General features: G+C 64.1%; 13 protein-coding genes. 8 read left to right on the forward strand and 5 right to left on the reverse strand.

Going from position 1 to position 16692, the window contains the following annotated elements; genetic code table 11:
* Window positions 1–54: 54 nt before the first annotated feature.
* Entirely contained in the window at window positions 55–1029 is a 975-nt protein-coding gene (locus NA11_RS14375) for a carbohydrate kinase family protein (protein ID WP_084654611.1), read from the reverse strand.
* 247 nt (window positions 1030–1276) lie between these two features.
* The gene (locus NA11_RS14380; protein ID WP_084654612.1) at window positions 1277–2245 is read right to left on the reverse strand and encodes a LysR family transcriptional regulator; all 969 of its coding nucleotides are present in this window, start codon (window positions 2243–2245) and stop codon (window positions 1277–1279) included.
* Window positions 2246–2659: 414 nt separating this feature from the next.
* Here NA11_RS14380 and NA11_RS14385 point away from each other — a divergent pair, with 414 nt between their 5' ends.
* From NA11_RS14385 to NA11_RS14415, 7 genes are all read left to right on the forward strand, one after another.
* Window positions 2660–3802: an LLM class flavin-dependent oxidoreductase gene (locus NA11_RS14385; protein ID WP_069162358.1), complete on the forward strand. Its 1143-nt coding sequence runs from the start codon at window positions 2660–2662 to the stop codon at window positions 3800–3802.
* The gene (locus NA11_RS14390) at window positions 3799–5019 is read left to right on the forward strand and encodes a styrene monooxygenase/indole monooxygenase family protein (protein ID WP_069162359.1); all 1221 of its coding nucleotides are present in this window, start codon (window positions 3799–3801) and stop codon (window positions 5017–5019) included. The genes NA11_RS14385 and NA11_RS14390 overlap by 4 nt, the downstream gene beginning before the upstream one ends.
* Before the next feature lie 129 nt (window positions 5020–5148).
* Window positions 5149–6345: an MFS transporter gene (locus NA11_RS14395; protein WP_069162360.1), complete on the forward strand. Its 1197-nt coding sequence runs from the start codon at window positions 5149–5151 to the stop codon at window positions 6343–6345.
* 991 nt (window positions 6346–7336) lie between these two features.
* Window positions 7337–8311 (forward strand): L-tyrosine/L-tryptophan isonitrile synthase family protein, encoded by a 975-nt coding sequence (locus NA11_RS14400; protein ID WP_245745872.1) that lies wholly within the window; start codon window positions 7337–7339, stop codon window positions 8309–8311.
* Complete coding sequence (locus tag NA11_RS14405; RefSeq protein ID WP_069162361.1) at window positions 8308–9117, forward strand: TauD/TfdA dioxygenase family protein; 810 nt, start codon at window positions 8308–8310, stop codon at window positions 9115–9117. Before NA11_RS14400 ends, NA11_RS14405 begins: the two co-directional genes overlap by 4 nt.
* A gap of 25 nt (window positions 9118–9142) precedes the next feature.
* Window positions 9143–10942, forward strand: coding sequence for an NAD(P)/FAD-dependent oxidoreductase (locus NA11_RS14410; RefSeq protein ID WP_218023298.1), 1800 nt, complete (start codon window positions 9143–9145; stop codon window positions 10940–10942).
* Between the two features lie 34 nt (window positions 10943–10976).
* Window positions 10977–12125 carry an acyl-CoA dehydrogenase family protein gene (locus NA11_RS14415; protein WP_069162388.1) on the forward strand — a complete coding sequence of 383 codons (1149 nt, stop codon included), beginning with the start codon at window positions 10977–10979 and terminating at the stop codon, window positions 12123–12125.
* A 133-nt stretch (window positions 12126–12258) separates the two neighbouring features.
* On the opposite strand, the gene NA11_RS14420 is transcribed toward NA11_RS14415, so the two are convergent.
* Window positions 12259–13416: a GGDEF domain-containing protein gene (locus NA11_RS14420; RefSeq protein WP_069162362.1), complete on the reverse strand. Its 1158-nt coding sequence runs from the start codon at window positions 13414–13416 to the stop codon at window positions 12259–12261.
* Between the two features lie 263 nt (window positions 13417–13679).
* Complete coding sequence (locus NA11_RS14425) at window positions 13680–14798, reverse strand: acyl-CoA dehydrogenase family protein (protein WP_218023299.1); 1119 nt, start codon at window positions 14796–14798, stop codon at window positions 13680–13682.
* Between the two features lie 301 nt (window positions 14799–15099).
* Here NA11_RS14425 and NA11_RS14430 point away from each other — a divergent pair, with 301 nt between their 5' ends.
* A complete protein-coding gene (locus NA11_RS14430) occupies window positions 15100–15951 on the forward strand; it encodes an AraC family transcriptional regulator (protein ID WP_084654618.1) in 852 nt (283 codons plus the stop codon).
* 98 nt (window positions 15952–16049) lie between these two features.
* Here NA11_RS14430 and NA11_RS14435 read toward each other — a convergent pair.
* A partial coding sequence (locus NA11_RS14435) for a TetR/AcrR family transcriptional regulator (protein ID WP_069162365.1) occupies window positions 16050–16692 on the reverse strand: 643 nt, incomplete at its 5' end.

Here is a 16692-nt window from a genome sequence, read left to right on the forward strand (position 1 = left end):
CGGTTGCCATCTACCCAACGATAGCAGGGGCGCATCATTGAATCGGGAGGAACTTCAGACCAGGCGGGCGCGTGGCACCCGATCCAACCACTGTGCGAGCTCCGTCAAGTCCGGTGCGGCACTGGATCCCAGCGCCGTTGTCGCCGCCGCGCCGCAGGCCACCGCGGTGGCCAGGCAGTCGGGCAGCGGGTGTCCGGCCAGGTGTGCGTGCAGGAAGCCCGCATTGAAGCAGTCACCCGCGGCGGTGGTGTCGACGACATCGACCGGGATCGCGTCGATCTCACACCGTTGACCATGCCGGACCGCGATGGCGCCATTGCTGCCCCGCTTGACGACGACCGTATCCACCAGGCCCGCAAGGATATCGATGGCCGCGTCGAGGGTCGGCGCGCCGGTCAGTCGCTGTGCCTCGTCGGCGTTGGGCGCGAAAATGTCTACGTCAGCGAGGATCTCGCGCACCGTTGGGGTGTCGAGCGTGCACGGGACGTCCTGACAGTCCATGAACACCATGGTGTCGAGCCGATGGGCGATCTGGACGGCGGCCAGCACGGATTCGCCGTAGCGCAGCTGCGGCAGGATCACCACTCGTGGCCGATGCTCCCGCAGCACCATCGCGAGCGGGTGCGGCGCGATCGGGTCCTGATAGCTCACCATCGCCCGATCCTCTGGCGAGGACAGCGCCGCCGTGACGCTGCGCACCGGCACGGTGTGGAACCGAAATCCGGTGTCGTCGAGTCCTTCCGCGCGCGCGGCCGCCAAGACCTGCGCGCTGAACAGATCGGTGCCGAAGTCGGTCGACCAGACCACCTCGTGCCCCAGTCGCCGCATCGCCATCGCGGGCGTGAACGCGCCACCGGGCAGTATTGCGAAGCCGCGAGCAAACACCTCGGTGCCGGGCCGGACGGGCCGGGACAGGCCGTGAAAGACGAGATCGGCGTAATAGGCGCCGACGACGAGCACCTCGGCACGGTGGCGGCGATTGTTGGATGAGGTAGCGGCATCGACCCGCCCCGCCGGGTCCGTTCCCATCCGGCGACACTAGCAAACGGCGCGGCACCACCGCCGATTTTCTCGAACGCGGGATTCGTGCGCACCTGCGCGCGCAACAGCTGGACAGGCACCCGCCTGCCGGGCATTATCTTTTGCGATTGTGTAGGGACGTGGCAATTCTTGTCACGCACACGTTTAGGTCAGTAGCCGATGAATAGCTTCGGCAACAGTTAACTCGGAGTAATTCGGCACACGCCATCGTGTACGCACTCGAATATCAGGGAATTCACCCTGCGAGTCTCGAATTACTTATGTACTCATTGGAACTGCGGGCGCGATAGCTGCTGACACCGGCTCGTAGCGCGTTGATCTTCGCAAGGGCCGGGTTGCGCGGATTCCAGACGACGCCGAATGTGCACTCGGTGAGGTCCTCGACGTGGAGGTAGTGGAGGTCTGGTCGCGGATAGAGGCTGGCCGTGACGGCAGGAACGAAGACGATCACGCCGCCGAGTGAGACCGTGGACAGCACGGATTGGAAGCTGGAGCCTTGATGGGCGGCGTAGCGAACCGGGGTGCCGTCGGGGCGGGGGCTGGCCGCCCAGAAGTCGTGCCCGGCGCGGAATGTCGGCGGCACCAAGCTGATAACCCGATGGTCGGCCAGATCCGCCAGGCGAACGGAGGTACGGCTGGCGAGTGGATCGTCGCTCGAGACGCACACCACCCGAGGTTCGATGCTGAGCGGTTCGCTGTGCAGGTGTTCCGGCACGGGCAAATGCGTGAACGCCGCGTCGATCTCGCCGGACTCGAGGGCGGACAGTAGGTCGGTCAGCCGATCGAGCACCCGGACATCAGGGCCGGGAACGGGATTGGAGTCGGTGAGCGCGGCAATGACACCGCGGGCGGGTGGCACGGCCGCGAAACTCTCGCAAACCCCCAACCGGAGGCGTTCGCTCCCCGATGCGATGCGGCGCACGATGTTCCGTAGATAGTCGGCGGCATCGACAACATTCCTGGCAGCCACCAGCACTGCTTGACCCGCAGCGGTCAGCTCGACGCGGCGGCTGGTCCGGTGGAACAGCTCGACGCCGAGTCGATCCTCGAGCGAGCGGATCTGCTGGCTCAGCGCAGGCTGGGTGAGATGTAGCTTGCTGGCGGCGCGCCCGAAGTGCAGCTCCTCGGCAAGTGTCAGCAGCAGTCGTAGCTGATGAGCGGTCGGATCGTCTATGCCGGCCAGCGGATTACGAACTTGATCCATAGCCCATACATTATCAAACTGCGCCGAATTCTAATCGGTACTCCATTGTCTGGTCGCATGCACAACTGGCAAGCTGTTGAAGACTCGCCGCACGGCATCAGAGTCCGCTCCGCTAGATGAAGGCACGCCATCACGACCATTGATCGGCGATCCGCTAGCTCAGGGATTGCTGTGCGCCGGGTCGGGTTAGGTCGGTCGATGGGTAGTGGCAGAAGCAGCTATTTCCCAGTGTATTCGCCCGAGGGGAATCGAGCTAGAAATTGGGGGTGATGCCGTGCCTATGGACGATTTGGACAACCCATGGGTGCGCATGCGCACCGAAAACGATGAAACCACCTCGCGGAAAGGCTGGACGAACCAGCACGAGAACGCGGCGGCGTCGGTCGCTGCGACGCGGTCGGCGAGGAGTGGACGATGACCGTAAAAGTTGGATTGGTGTGGGACGCAGCCGGATCCGTCGAGGGCGGGCGCGGTCTGCTGGAGTTGGCTCGGGTCAACGAGTTCGACGCCTTCATGATTTTCGACCACCTGATCAACACTTTTCCGAGCCAGGCGTGGGACACGGACTTCACCTACCTGGCGTCCGTCCAGTCGACACCGGACCAGTGCCTCGACTTCGCAACGGTGCTAGGCAGTTTCGCGCCGCATGCGGGTCCGGTGCAGCTCGTCGTCGGGGTCACCGACCCGCATCGCAGGCACCCTGCGGTACTTGCGCAAACGGCGCTCACTCTCGCGCAGTTCACCGATCGGCCGCCGGTTCTCGGGATCGGGACGGGAGCGCTGGAAAACCTCCAGCCGTACGGCGTGCCGCACGATCATCAAGTCGACCGGGTCGAAGAGGCCCTGCAGATCGTGCGGATGCTGCTGGACGGTGCAGGCCCGCACGACTTCGAAGGCAGCCACTTCACCCTGGATCAGGCACTGATGGGTCTGCGCGCCCCCGAGGGCCGGGAACCACGACTGTGGGTCGGCGCGAACAGATCTCGGATGCTCACACTGACCGGCCGATATGCGGACGGCTGGCTGCCATCGGAACTCGTGGCGCCGGATGAGTACGCGCGCAGGCTGAGCGTCGTCCGGAAGGCCGCGGCGGCGGCGGGTCGGGATCCGAGTGCGATCGTGGCTTCCGGCGGTGTGCCCATCGTGGTCGCCGAAACCGATGACCAGGCCCATGAACTGTTGCAGGCCAATCCTATTCGGTTCCTTGCCCTGCACGCGGGTGCCGATGCATGGGCACGACATGGTGCCGTGCATCCGTTCGGTGCCGAGTACCGGGGGCTCACCGAACTGTTGCCCCACGTACTGACTCGTCAGGAAGTACAGCAGGCAATGGCCGCCGTACCTGAACAGGTGGTGGCCGATCAGGTGCTTGTCGGAAGCAGGAAGACGGTGCTCGACCGGATAGGTGAGCTGGTCGAGGCAGGCATGGAACATCCGATGCTGATTCCGGTTTCCGCGTTGGCCTCTCCCGATGCCGCGGCATTCACCCTCGAAACAGTGGCTTGGCTCGCTCGCGAACTCCGGGCGCCCTCACCGATTGGCGAAACGATCTCATGAGCAGTATTGGCATTGTCGGGACCGGGATTTCCGGGTTGCAGCTCGCATTGCGACTGCAGCAACTGGGGATCGACGTCACCGTCTACTCCGCGCAGGATCCCGACCAGCTCGCATCAGGCAGGCCCCGCAATTTCCCAGCACGATTCGGCGCGACCCAGCAGCGCGAGGCGCAACTCGGCGTCTTCGACTGGGACTTCGCTGACGCGCAAGTGCACAGGTGGGATGTGGCGATCCAGGCAGGCCCGCAAGAACTGACGTTCCACGCGGATCTGCGGCCGCCGTCGAGTGTCGTCGACTTCCGCGTCTACCTGCCACACCTGTGCGCCAAGTTTGTCGAACGGGGCGGGAATGTCGTCGTCGGCGAACGGCCGATCACCGAGTTGGCCGAGCGGCACGACCTGATGGTCGTCGCCAACGGCGACCGCTCGATGCGGGAGCTGTTTCCGCGGCACGAGACCCGATCGGTGTTCGACGGTCCGCAGCGGATCCTCTGCAGCGGTTTGTATTTCGGGATCAGCGAGGAAACGCCGCATTCGCTGGATCTGTTCCTGCTCGCCGGTGTCGGCGAGATCTTGCGGATGCCCTTCTACTCCCCGCAGGGGCGGGCCGACGTGCTGGCCTTCGAGGCAGTCCCCGGCGGACCACTCGAAGCGATCTCGCACGTCGACTCCGAGGCCGATCCCGAGGCCTTCTACCGCGATGTGCTCAAGCTGCTCGGCGAATTCGCGCCCGGTCTGCGGGAACGCATTGATACGCAGGCATTCTCACTCATCGGACCGGGAGAAGTGGCTCAGGGCGGGATCACTCCGGTGGTCCGCCAAGGGTGGGCAAGCCTGCCGGACGGCAAGTGTGCGCTCGCTATCGGCGATGCGTGGATCACGAACGATCCGCTGACCGCGCAAGGCGCGAATCTCGGCTCCTACACCGCATTCGAGCTCGCCGACTTGATCGCCAAAGCATCGGGTCCGTACGACGATCAATTCTGCCGGGAAACTTCCGAACAGCTCTGGGCGCACGCACGAGACGTCGTCGACTGGAGCACCGCATTTCTCGGGCCGCCGCCGCCCCATGTGATCGGGCTGTTCGGGGCGGCAGCAGCGGACAAACGGGTCGCGGAAGCCTTCGTCAACAACTTCAACGACCCGGTCACCATGTGGCAGACCCTGTCCAGCCCAGGGGGAACCGAGTCGTTCCTCGCCGGCTTCCGTACGGAGTGAGATGAGCAATCCAGACACTCCTGCACCGTCGTTCAGCTCGTTCGGAACCAGCTCCGCCCGTCCTGCGTCATCGCCGTAGCACGGATCGTGTGACGTTCGCCGATCCCTGCTCTTACAGAGAAGAGAATCATGCGGCTCAGTATTGCTTCACTTGCCTTGTGCGTCTTCGGAATTACGACCGGTGAGTTCGTTATCGCCGGTATTCTTCCGGATCTCGCGACCGATCTAGGTGTGTCGATTCCGGCTGCGGGTCTGCTGGTTACGGCGTACGCCATCGGGATGATTGTGGGAGGGCCGACGCTGACCGCGCTCACCACACGGTATCCACGGAAACCCTTGATGGTGGTGCTGCTCGCCGTCGCCGTCGTCGGCAACCTCGTCTCGGCCCTCGCGCCGTCCTACGCGATTCTGTTCGTAGCCAGGGTGATTGCCGCGAGTATTACCTCGACGTTCTTCGCCAATGCGGTCGTCACCGCTATAGCGACGGCGCCCGAGGGCAAGCAGGCGTCGACGGTGTCGAAGCTGGTCTTCGGTATGAACATTGCCATGATCCTCGGTGCACCGCTCGGCACCTTCATCGGTTCGCATTACGGCTGGCGTGCCACCTTTGCGGCGATCGCCGTGATCGGTGTGATCGGGTTGCTGCTCGTGATGCAGCTGGTGCCCGCCGTGCCGAATTCGGGTGGGTCGGTCGCCAGTGAGCTGCGCGCATTCCGCAATCGTGACTTGCAATTGGCCCTTGCGGTGTACGCGGTCGCCAATGCGGGGATATTGATGGTGTTCACCTACTTCGCGCCACTGCTGACCGACGTCACCGGGTTCTCCAGCGGCAGCATTGCGATATGGCTGCTGGTGTACGGCGTCGGCGCAACCGTCGGCAACCTCGTCGGCGGTCGACTGTGGGACCAGGCGAAGATGCCCTCACAGGTCGGGCTGCTCACGCTGATGGCCGTCGCGCTCGCCGTCATGTGGGTGACGAGCAGCAGTACGGTGATCATCGGTGTCCTGGTGTTCATCATCGGCGCGCTCGGCTTTGCGGTGATACCGGGGATGCAGGCTCGGGTGCTCGGCATCGCAAGTGCGGCACCAACTCTCGCCTTGGCGGTCAACGCGTCGGCCTATCAGGTTGCGGCTGCGTTCGCGGGGTGGATGGGTGGCCAGGTCATCAATACCAGCGGGTTGCGGTCGATGTATCTGGTGGCAGCCGCGATCACGGTGGCAGGCATCGCGCTGAGCGGTCTGGCGTGGTACCGGGATCGTGCCGCCGCGGACGCCGAGGGTACGGCAGTGCCGGTGTCCGAGCCGGGAAAGGCAGAAACCCACTGATATAGCGTTCAGCAACAATACGGGCTCCGCTGGATTCGGGGGCTTGGTCGTCGACCAAGCCCCCGAAAGCATGTCATCGGGACCGACAATGTTTTGATCAGCACCTTTCTGCCGAAATAGTCGCGGCACAGACCGGAAAGCCGACAATGGCCTTTTCGTCCAGTGTTGTGATCGCCGCGAGCACAACCCCCATGCCCTTGGTTTGGGGGTCTTGTGCATTGCGGGCCCGCTGTGCTGCGCCAGTTGCTATATTGCTGACGGCGGGTAATTCGCTTTCGAAGTTCCTGGCGGCACGATTGCAGTGCATCTCCGTCGCGTCGCTGGAGATGTGTCACCGCGCCGGTCGAAGCGCACGAGCTGCATGTTTGTCCCATCCGATCCGCCGGTCGAGGCGGCATTTCGGTGAAATAGAATCGCGGAGAATTAGTTCTTTTATTTCACGACGAGTTCGCTACGCGTGAAACTCTACGTTCGGTGTCCGAGACGGTTATATGACAAGTCCACTGAGTGAAACAGACTTGCAGGCTCAATTGAACAGAGTTACGATGATGATGTTCTTCGATTTGAGCGTGTAGAGATTGGGGGGCCGTTTTTTGGCCGCACGCCCGGGGGTTTAGATCGTCTCCCGTGCTATGAAGGCCGAGTCGTATATCGACATTCTTCGATGCATGCTGTTCGGGCGTATGCAGATAGCGGCGGCAAAGATTCCGCTAATAGGCAACGCGATACTTGATGGCCACTGCGGAAGGGTCCGCAGTGCTCATTGTTACATTGTATGCAGCCGATTGCGCCGTGGATCCGATATTGAGCTCAACAATATGCGGTGACCAGGCGATCTTTCCAGCACAGGTGCTCGGACGGACTCGGGCGGTACGCCAAGAAGCGACCGCCAGCTTTCTGTGCCGGCCGTATGGGTCCGTGCCACCGTAAGTCATCGAAAGTAGTTATGAGCGTAACCGTCGGTAATAGTTCTGAATTTGTTCACAAGCCTGTGCCGGAGCCGATAACCTCTCCGCTCCCCCTGGCCGCCGAGGCAGTCGCCACAGACGTACTCCGCCTGGTCTTCGCCAGGCGTCGGAGCGCCGAACCGGACGCGGTCTGCGACGTCGGCCCCTGCGATGAGTGTTTCGCGCCGCATCTGAAGAAGGTGATCGGGTTTGTCGAGGCGGGCAAGCCGGTGCACTTCGTGATTCCCGCCTTCCCTGCCAAGTCGCGCAACCGCCGCAAAACCCTTGGGCGACTGCCGGATATGGCCGAGACGTTGGCGATCGAGTCGCTGCAGGGGTTCTGCGATCAGGTGTCAGCGGTCTATGCCCCTGGCGCGATCGTGACGATCTGCTCGGACGGCCACGTCTTCAGCGACTCACTGGGCATTCCGGACCCGAACGTCGACGAGTATGCCGCCGAGCTGCGCCGGGTGATCCGGTCCACCGGTGGTGGCTCCATCGGCCTGTACGGGTTGCGTGACGCCATGCCTGGGCTGTCGTGGGACGAGCGCCGCGCGCGTCTGCTCGAGGAGTTCGCCACGAGCATCGACTCGATTCGCGAGTCGGTGAAAACAGATCCGGCGATGCGACGGATGTTCAACGGTATCCACCGATTCATGGTGGAGGACAACACGGCACTGATGCCGGAGTTGAGCGCGACCCAGCGGCGCAACCGGTCGAAGGAGACCGCTTACGAAGTGGTGCAGCGCAGTCAGGCATGGAGCGGCTTGGTCGCCGGGGTGTTCCCCGACGCGGTACGGCTGTCCATCCATCCGCAAACCCACCACAGCGGAAAGATCGGCTTCCACCTGCTGCGGACTCCGGACAACTGGCTGACCCCGTGGCACGGCGTCGTGCTCGACGACGGCACGAGATACACGCTGATCAAGCGGGCCGAGGCGGAAGACCTTGGCGCACGCCTGATCTGGCGCAACAGCCGGCCGAGCCACTTCGTACTCGCAACCCGAGGAACACTATGACAAACCGCGTACATCCGCCCGTGCTCGATGGGACGGACCTGTCACCCTTTGCCCGTATCGTCACCGCACCTGCCGGCGGGCAGACCCTCGCCGATCTGCCGGTCGAGGATCTCCTCGCGACCGTGCTCGCCACCAAAGTGACGGTGCTGCGCGGCTACGGTCTGCTCGACAAGCCGGAGCTCGAGCAGTACTGCCGCGCCGCGGGGGAGCTGTTGCAGTGGGACTTCGGCACGATCCTCGACCTGGTGGTCAAAGACAACCCGCAGAACTATCTGTTCGACAAGGGTGATGTGCCGTTCCACTGGGACGGTGCGTTCGCCGCGCAGGTGCCGCGGTTCTTCCTGTTCCAGTGTGTACAAGGCAGTGCACAAGGTGCAGGTGGGGAGACGGTGTTCTCCGACACGACTCAGGTGTATCGCGAAGCGCCGCAAGAGCTCAAGGATCTTTGGGCGCAGACCACCATCACCTATCGGACCGACAAACTCGCGCACTACGGCGGGCTGGCCAAGTGGCCACTGCTCGGTACACACCCGGCCACCGGCGAGACGACCATCCGCTATGCCGAACCACTCGATCCCACAAAGTATCTCAACCCGCTCTTCCTCACCCTCGAGGGGATTTCGCCCGAGGACGGCGTCCGGGTGATGGAGGACCTGCGCGAGCGACTGCACGACCCGCGCTACTGCTACGCCCACCCATGGGAAACCGGCGACATCGTCGTCGTCGAAAACCACGCGCTGCTACACGGACGCAACGGATTCAGCGGATCCGCCGAGCGCCACGTACAGCGCATCCAGATCGTCTGATCGTCTGCTCGTCGAAAGGTCTACTATGCCAACACCTGTCACCGAAATGGCTACCGAGTACGACGTGGTGATCATGGGCGGCGGACCCGCCGGGTCGACCCTCGCCGCCATGCTGTGCCGCGACACCGATCTGCGGGTTGCCGTCTTCGACCGGGAAGTGTTCCCGCGTGAGCACATCGGGGAATCCGGCGCGCATCCGCTGGTGCCGGTCCTACAAGCCAGTGGGGCGCTGGAGAAGGTGCTCGCCAGTCAGTGCTGGATTCAGAAGTTCGGCGGAATCTTCCAGTGGGACAACGATCGTCCGTTCGTTTCGCTCTTCGAGCACGCCGACTACCTGGTCGACGGGGTGAACCGCTGGTCGATTCACGTCAACCGGGAAGAGTTCGACACCGTCCTGCTCGATCACGCCGAGGACAGCGGCGCACATGTCTTCCAGGGGGTCCGGATCACCCAATTCGGGTACGGCGAAGGTCACGCGACCGTCGTACTGGAAGACGGCACCCCGATCCGGGCAGGCTATTTCATCGACGCGTCGGGCCGGGCGAACTCGGTGGCCGCGCGCGGATCGCAGCGGGACAAGCAGTGGCTCTCGGAGTACCGCAACATCGCGGTGTGGTCGCACTTCCGCAACTGCATTCCGGCGCAGCAGATTCCGGGTGACTGGAACGTGTTCCGGGAGAAGAACCAGTCGCCCATCTACTGCACAGCCTTCGAGCACGGTTGGGTCTGGTACATCCCGACACCACGGGATATCGATGGGGTGCGGGAGAACGTCTGGTCCATCGGCATCGTCACCAACCCGGACACGATGTCGCGGGTGAACCTGCGTGATCCGGAGATCTTCGCCAAGGCGCTGCACTCGATTCCGGTGCTGCGTGATCTGATCGTCGATGCGGAGCCGATCCGCCCGGAAATGCTGACCGCGACGAACTATTCGCGGATCAGCGATCACTTCGGGTCCTTCGACGAGCGCTGGCTCGCGGTCGGGGATGCGTCGTACTTCGTGGATCCGTTGTTCTCGTCGGGGATGTCGTTCGCGGTGACCCAGGCATGGGCGGCGGCACTGGTGCTGCGCAAGAGCTTCGACCCTTCGGTCGACGAGCAGACCAAGCGAGATCTCTGGCGCGACTACGACGTCGAATGGCGGGCCATGGCCGAGACATTCGCGCTCGGCATCGACCAGTGGTACCACGAGATCTCGCGCACGCACCCGACCAGTACGTACTGGCAGCGCGAAAATCGCGGCGGCACATTGGAAAACGCCACCGAGGCCACCTTCCAGGCGTTGCTGAACACGGCGCTGGTCCCCGACCTGCTCAACGTGATGACCAACGGCAGCCGGGACCCGCGCGATCTGGCCACCGAGGGCCCCTACCTGCAAGCTGTGAGTGCCGCCGACACCGTGGAACTCGCAGCAGTGGAACGGATTTCGCTGGCGCCAGAGACCAGGATCCGCGCGAGCGTCGCCGCCGACATCCCCGGATTCAAGGGCATGTCACCACCATTCGAGATCCCGCAGGAAGCACGCGACGGGCTTGCCCACTATTGGCTCGACCCGATCGCCAACACCGATTCGGCGCCGTCCCCGCTGGTCGATACGGTGCCGTGTCACCGCTTCTACTCCAGCGAGGACCCCGAGATCGAGGTGCGCTGCCTGGAACGCGATGGCGGACAGGGACTGTGGGACGCGCTCTCGAACGGTCCGGTGCTGTGGTCCGAGCTGGCGCCGACGCTGTCGGCACTGCAAGGGCGGGCGATCAAGCGATTGCTCCGCGCGGGCCTCGTTGTCACCGAAACCAATGGTCAGAGCGGCGGTGCCCAGTGAACGCCGCGACAACCCCGATCCTGAGGAGAGTGCGATGAGCTCCGACTTGCTCACCACCATCGGTGCATTGGCACCACAGCTGACCGGTGCTGCGGACAAGGCCGACACGGACCGCAGGCTGTCCGACGAGACCGTCGCTGCGATGCAGGCGGCGGGTGTGTTCCGGGTGTCGGCGCCCAAGCGGTACGGCGGCGGGGAGGCTGGACTCCGCACCCACCTCGAGGTGGCGTCCGCCGTTGCCGCGATGGACGGCAGCGTCGGCTGGCTGACCGGGCTGTGGAACGGCAACAACTGGTGCGTTGCCCATTTTCCGGAACAGGCGCAGGACGATGTGTGGGGCAGTTCGCCCGATACCTTGATCAGCGGCACCCTGAAGCCGAGTGGCCCGGTCCGCCAGGTGCCCGGCGGCTTCCGGCTCAGTGGCGCATGGAGTTACGCCTCCGGGATCTGGCACGCGTCGTGGGCGATCGCGTCGGCAGTCCTCGACGATGGTCCTGCGGCTTTCCTGGTGCCGCGCGAGGACTTCGAGATCGTGGACGAGTGGCACATGACCGGGATGCGTGCGACGGGCAGCAACCGCTTCGTTGTCGACGACGCATTCGTGCCCGACCACCGCGTCATGCGGCTCGGCCCGCTGGTGGCGGGGGCGAACGCTACCGATGCCGGCGCTGCCGCGGCCTTCCGCACCGCCATGGTGCCAACGCTCGTGTTGATGGTCGTCGGGCCGCAGCTCGGGCTCGGCCGTGCTGCGCTGTCCCACGTCATCGAGGGTGCGGGGAACAAGGGCATCGCCTTCACCAGCTTCGACCGCCAATCCGATTCTGTCGCTTTTCAGCTGCAGATCGCCGAGGCGGCCACCGCGCTGGACACCGCCGAACTGCATGCCTACCGTGCCGCTGACGCCATGGACGTGCATGCCGCCGAAGCCGTCTATCCCGACGAACTGCTCCGTGCTCGCTACCGCGCCGACGCCGCGGTAGCCGCACGGAGCGTGAACCGTGCACTGGAAGTCCTGATGACCGCGCACGGTTCGAGCGGCTTCGCCGATGCCAGCCCACTCCAACGCATTTGGCGTGACGCCAGTGTGGCCGCCCGCCACGGCATGCTCATCCCGCAGGTCAACCTGGAGATCTACGGTGCAGCTCTGGTCGGCGCAAAAAACACCGTGAGTCCCTTCGCCTGATGCCGGAAACCCTTATCCGACACGAAGGAGCAACACCGACTGTCGTCTGACCTACCCGATGGAAATCCGAATGGCCCCTCGAGCCAAGCCAATTCGCCCAAGGGGCCATTCGGATCCACCGACCTCGCCTGGGTCAGCCCCACCATTCGCCGGTGGGGACGCCTTGGGACGTGGGGGTGCCTGGTTCGTTGGCGCTGGTGACGATGACGGTGTTGCCGCCTAGGCGTTTCGCCACGTACATGGCGTCGTCGGATAGTTGGAGTAGGTGTCTGCCTGCGGGTTCGGTGCATTTGGCAGCCATCTGGGTGCCGTCCCACAGGGCGACGCCGACGCTCGCGGTGACCTCGACGGGGAGATTCGGCATGGTCGCGATGGCGGCACGGAGTCGTTCGCCGATCTCGTCGGACGGGTCGAGCAGCTGACCGACGAGCGCGAACTCCTCACCGCCGATGCGCGCAACGAGGGCATCGGGGTCGACGGTCGCACGTAGGCGTTGCGCAGTGCTCACCAGGACGTCGTCGCCGACCGCGTGTCCGAAGGTGTCGTTGACGGTCTTGAAGCGGTCGAGATCCACTGTCGCGAAATAGCATGCCCGCGTTTCGCGCCGACGAGAGAAGCGGCGGCGCGAATCCGAACAGTCGACATGGCGCTGCATGTGGTAGTCCAGGCCGCGCCGATTCATCAGGCCGGTCAGCGGATCCGTCAGGGCGTCGCGGCGCAATACCCAATGGCAGAACTGCACAATCGGCAACACGAAGATATCGACGACAAACGACACGAGCACCACGACGACACCTAGCGCGGCATCGCCGGCCCCGTGCCCGTCGCCGAGCACCATCATCAGCGACAACACCACGATCGACAACAGCGACCAGCCGACGTGCCACAGCAGAAATCGCGGCCCGTGGAAAATGGTCACATAACCCCCGGTGACCACCAGCAACGCGCTGCCCATCGCACCGAGTAGCCGGTCCTGCACCATGACGTTGTTGGCGGTGATGGCGATGTCGACCATGGCGATCAGCACCAACGATTCGGCTTCGCCAGGCCACGGCAGCAACCACCAGCGCAACGTCCACAGCACGGCGGTCGTGGCGACGATGCCTGCTTGAATGTCCCCGGCCGTTCCGTGCTGCCCGGCCGGGGAGCACAGCGCGACGATCGTGATCGCCAGCATGACGAGACCCGCACAGCCGACCATCGTCTTCAACGGCCGCAAGGCCGAATGCGCCCCGATCGTGTCGACCAGCCAGCGATAGTCGATGCGCTCGCTCCACCAGGATCGGAGCACCGACCGACTATCGCCCACCAATTCACCGCCTCATACGGCAACCGCGCCCGATCGGGTTGCGCAGATTGTTGGAACGAGCACCGGCCACAGGCGCGGAGCGCAACCGACCCTACCAAGATTATTCCATTTGGCAATACTTATCGGAGGCAATCCCTACGCCGCCAACACCATTCGCGAGAATTGTCCTTATTGCCGTCGTCGCAGGTTGCGGCTGATCCGGCGCCGCCATGGCGACGATGAGGCACGAGATTCCCTCCCTGTGCTCATAAATTATTGGTGTTCGGCTCTAGTCCGCACAGCATCCTGCCGTGCAATTCGATCGCGGTGTTCGGATGCAATGATGCGTGCTGGTGCACGACGCGGATATCGCGGTCGATGCGTTGGATGGGCACATTTCGGTACACCGACGACGCACCGCTCGCGATGGTCAGGATGTCGACCGCCTCCTTTGCGCGCAGGCAGGAAGCGCTGATGCCGAACCGCACCCTGGCGCGCTCCGACAGTGTCCATACGGGATTGCTGACGGATTTTTCGTCAAGGAAGTCGGCGGTGCTGGTGATGTGGAACTCGGCCTCATCGAGAAGCATTGCGGCGGTGCCGACTTGCATGTGGGTAATGGGAGCCGCACTCTGGCTGGCATAGTCCGTATACGTGATCGCGCGGCCGGGAAGCCGGTCATGGAATGCCTCGCGTGCGGCCCTGGCCAGGCCGAGCGGAACCCCTGCCACGGAAACGATCACGCCGAGAAACAGCGGCGTTCGGTAGAACGGGTTGTCCGGATCGCATTGGGCGCCGGATTGTCCTTTGAGGACCGTCGGCATCGGCAGGGCGCGTGCTTCGGGGATGAACACATCCTTTGCGACCGAAGTGACACTGCCGGATCCGCACAACCCGCTGGAGTGCCAATCATCGATCGTCGTGAAATCGCTGGACTTCGCCAACATCAGAAACGATCGATGCTTGCCTTCCGGCAGCGGATGCCGTGCGATGACAACATTCCAGTCACTCTGCGTCGCACCGGTATTGAAGGCCCATCGGCCGCTGATGAGGTAGCCACCGTCCGTCGGCACCGCCGTTCCCGGCTTCCCGAGGACCCCGCTGACCCGCGCGCCGGGGCTGCCGAATACCTCCGCTTGCACCTCCTCGGGGAAGAAGCCGACGATCCAGGCGAACGTGCACCACACCGATACCGTCCACGCCGTCGACGCGTCACCACGTGCGAGTTCCGCGATGACGTCGACCATCGTGCGGATGTCGACTTCATGACCGCCGTGGCGGGCAGGCGCCCGCAGCTGCGGCATTCCCGCGGTCGTCAGCGCGTCGATAATGTCGGAGGGCAGCCTGCGGTCGGCCTCGATACGTAAGGCATTCTCTTGCAACAAGGGGACCAGCTTCGTTGCTCGCTCGACGAGGTCGGCTCGAGATGCTATTTCGATGTGTTGCACTAGATTGCCCCCGTTTCTCTTGGTACTGCGCTTTATTCGGTTGGTGACACAGCACCGAGGTGAGGCTATCGGCGGCAGGCCGCCGCAGGCTTGAACGAATGTCGCTTTTTCCGCAGCCGGTCGGGAGCTGGGACGATGCCATCGTGGTTCGGTGACCGAACCGAAAGATGAACCTTCTTATTCCATCAGGAAGTATTGCCGTGACCTATTTGTGGTTGGCTGACAGGGAGGTTCGGCCATGCAGACGTCCAACTGTGCCGGCGTGCCGCATCCGCGGCTACGGCACATCGTCGACAAATATTGCGGCGGTTCCGCTTCGGTCCGGTCGGCTACGGTCCGATCATCGCCATGGCTGGTTCCGGCCAGGGCACGGGTGCCACTGATCTTCTCCTTCGACACGTTCGACAGGCATCCGGTGCTGTGGAGTCCTGGTCTGCAAGCGACGTACGTCACGGGTCGGCCGAAACCTGGTGTCGCCGAGCCGATGTGGGCATGCATCAACCTGACACCGGTCGGCGCATACCGGTTGCTCGGTCTGCCCATCGCCGAATTGGGCGGGTACACAACCGATCTGGAGGCCGTGCTCGGTGCGGTCGGATCCGATCTGGCCGCCGCGGTCGGCGAGGCCGATGATTGGCGGCGGCGATTCGCCGTGATCGAGAGTTTCTTGTTCGCCAGAGCGGAGGACGGTCCGTCGCCTGCTCCGGAAGTCGTCGAGGCCTGGCGGCGATTGACCGTCACCGGCGGCCGGATCCGCATCGAAACCCTCGCGGCCGCCGTCGGCTGGAGTCGCAAACATCTGGCCAAGAGATTTGCCGCGCAGCTAGGGCAGTCGCCGCAGACGATGGCCCGGCTGATTCGTTTCCGAACGGCCTTCTCCCGGCTGATCGACGGATATCCTGGCACGCTCGCCGATCTCGCGGCCGAGACGGGTTACAGCGATCACGCGCACCTTTCCCGTGCCTTCGCCGAGTTTGCCGGCGCCGCGCCGAGTGAGATCACCGCCCGGCTCTTACCGTGCGCGTGCATGGCCGCGAAAAAGCGTCACTCATTCAAGAACGCTGCGGCAGACCGGGTGAACAGGGCGTAGAGGGCGGCGGGGTCCATGCCGCGGCCGAGTTTGTTCGGCACGGTGCGGCTCCGAGGGAATGTGCCGCCCGCGAGGAGTACTGCGCTCGACATCAGGGACTACGTAGCGGAACCGCCGCATGCCGCGCTATCAGCGCACTGCCGAATAAGCGTTGCCGCCAGCCATTTCTCGTAATGATCGGACGACCAGCCGCTCCGGCGTACCAGGAGCTCGTACACCTCGGGACCGGACAGGGCATACACGGCGGTGGCGAAGGTTTCGATGTCCGCGATCGGATCGGTGCCCCCGGCCGCCGCGGCCTCGACGATCAATCGCATCCCGGCGGCCCGTTGCTGGTGTGCCTCGTTGTACAGCTCCCGCAGCGCGGGCTCCACATCGGCGGCCGAGGCGAGCACGCGTTCGATGCCTGCCTCGCGGTCGCAGATGATGCGCATGTTCCGCGCGTGTAGCCGCAGCACGTCGTCCCGGTTGGTGGCTTCGAGCGCCTCGCGGAACCACGGTCGATCGAGCATCGGAATCGGCTCGTCGTCTCCGACGAGCCGCAGGTCCCGTAGCGATTTCAGGATCTCCACTTTTGAACCGCACGCAAGAAACACGGTCGCGCGGGCGACGTTCGCCGCTCCGGCGATCGCGTCGACGGAGGTCGCCGCGTAGCCGCGTTCCAGAAACAGTGTCTCGGCCGCGTCGAGGATGTCGGACCGTGTCGCGGCCGCTTGGAGCTGACGACGAGTGGAGCGTTGT

This window comes from Nocardia altamirensis NBRC 108246 (assembly GCF_001612685.1).
GTDB lineage: Bacteria > Actinomycetota > Actinomycetes > Mycobacteriales > Mycobacteriaceae > Nocardia > Nocardia altamirensis.

What these genes read in the sequence shown, in the direction of transcription:
- NA11_RS14375 (WP_084654611.1), bottom strand. Translation starts at nt 1,029, where the DNA reads ATGGGAACGGACCCGGCGGGGCGGGTCGATGCCGCTACCTCATCCAAC.
- NA11_RS14380 (WP_084654612.1), bottom strand. Translation starts at nt 2,245, where the DNA reads ATGGATCAAGTTCGTAATCCGCTGGCCGGCATAGACGATCCGACCGCT.
- NA11_RS14385 (WP_069162358.1), top strand. Translation starts at nt 2,660, where the DNA reads ATGACCGTAAAAGTTGGATTGGTGTGGGACGCAGCCGGATCCGTCGAG.
- NA11_RS14390 (WP_069162359.1), top strand. Translation starts at nt 3,799, where the DNA reads ATGAGCAGTATTGGCATTGTCGGGACCGGGATTTCCGGGTTGCAGCTC.
- NA11_RS14395 (WP_069162360.1), top strand. Translation starts at nt 5,149, where the DNA reads ATGCGGCTCAGTATTGCTTCACTTGCCTTGTGCGTCTTCGGAATTACG.
- NA11_RS14405 (WP_069162361.1), top strand. Translation starts at nt 8,308, where the DNA reads ATGACAAACCGCGTACATCCGCCCGTGCTCGATGGGACGGACCTGTCA.
- NA11_RS14410 (WP_218023298.1), top strand. Translation starts at nt 9,143, where the DNA reads ATGCCAACACCTGTCACCGAAATGGCTACCGAGTACGACGTGGTGATC.
- NA11_RS14415 (WP_069162388.1), top strand. Translation starts at nt 10,977, where the DNA reads ATGAGCTCCGACTTGCTCACCACCATCGGTGCATTGGCACCACAGCTG.
- NA11_RS14430 (WP_084654618.1), top strand. Translation starts at nt 15,100, where the DNA reads ATGCAGACGTCCAACTGTGCCGGCGTGCCGCATCCGCGGCTACGGCAC.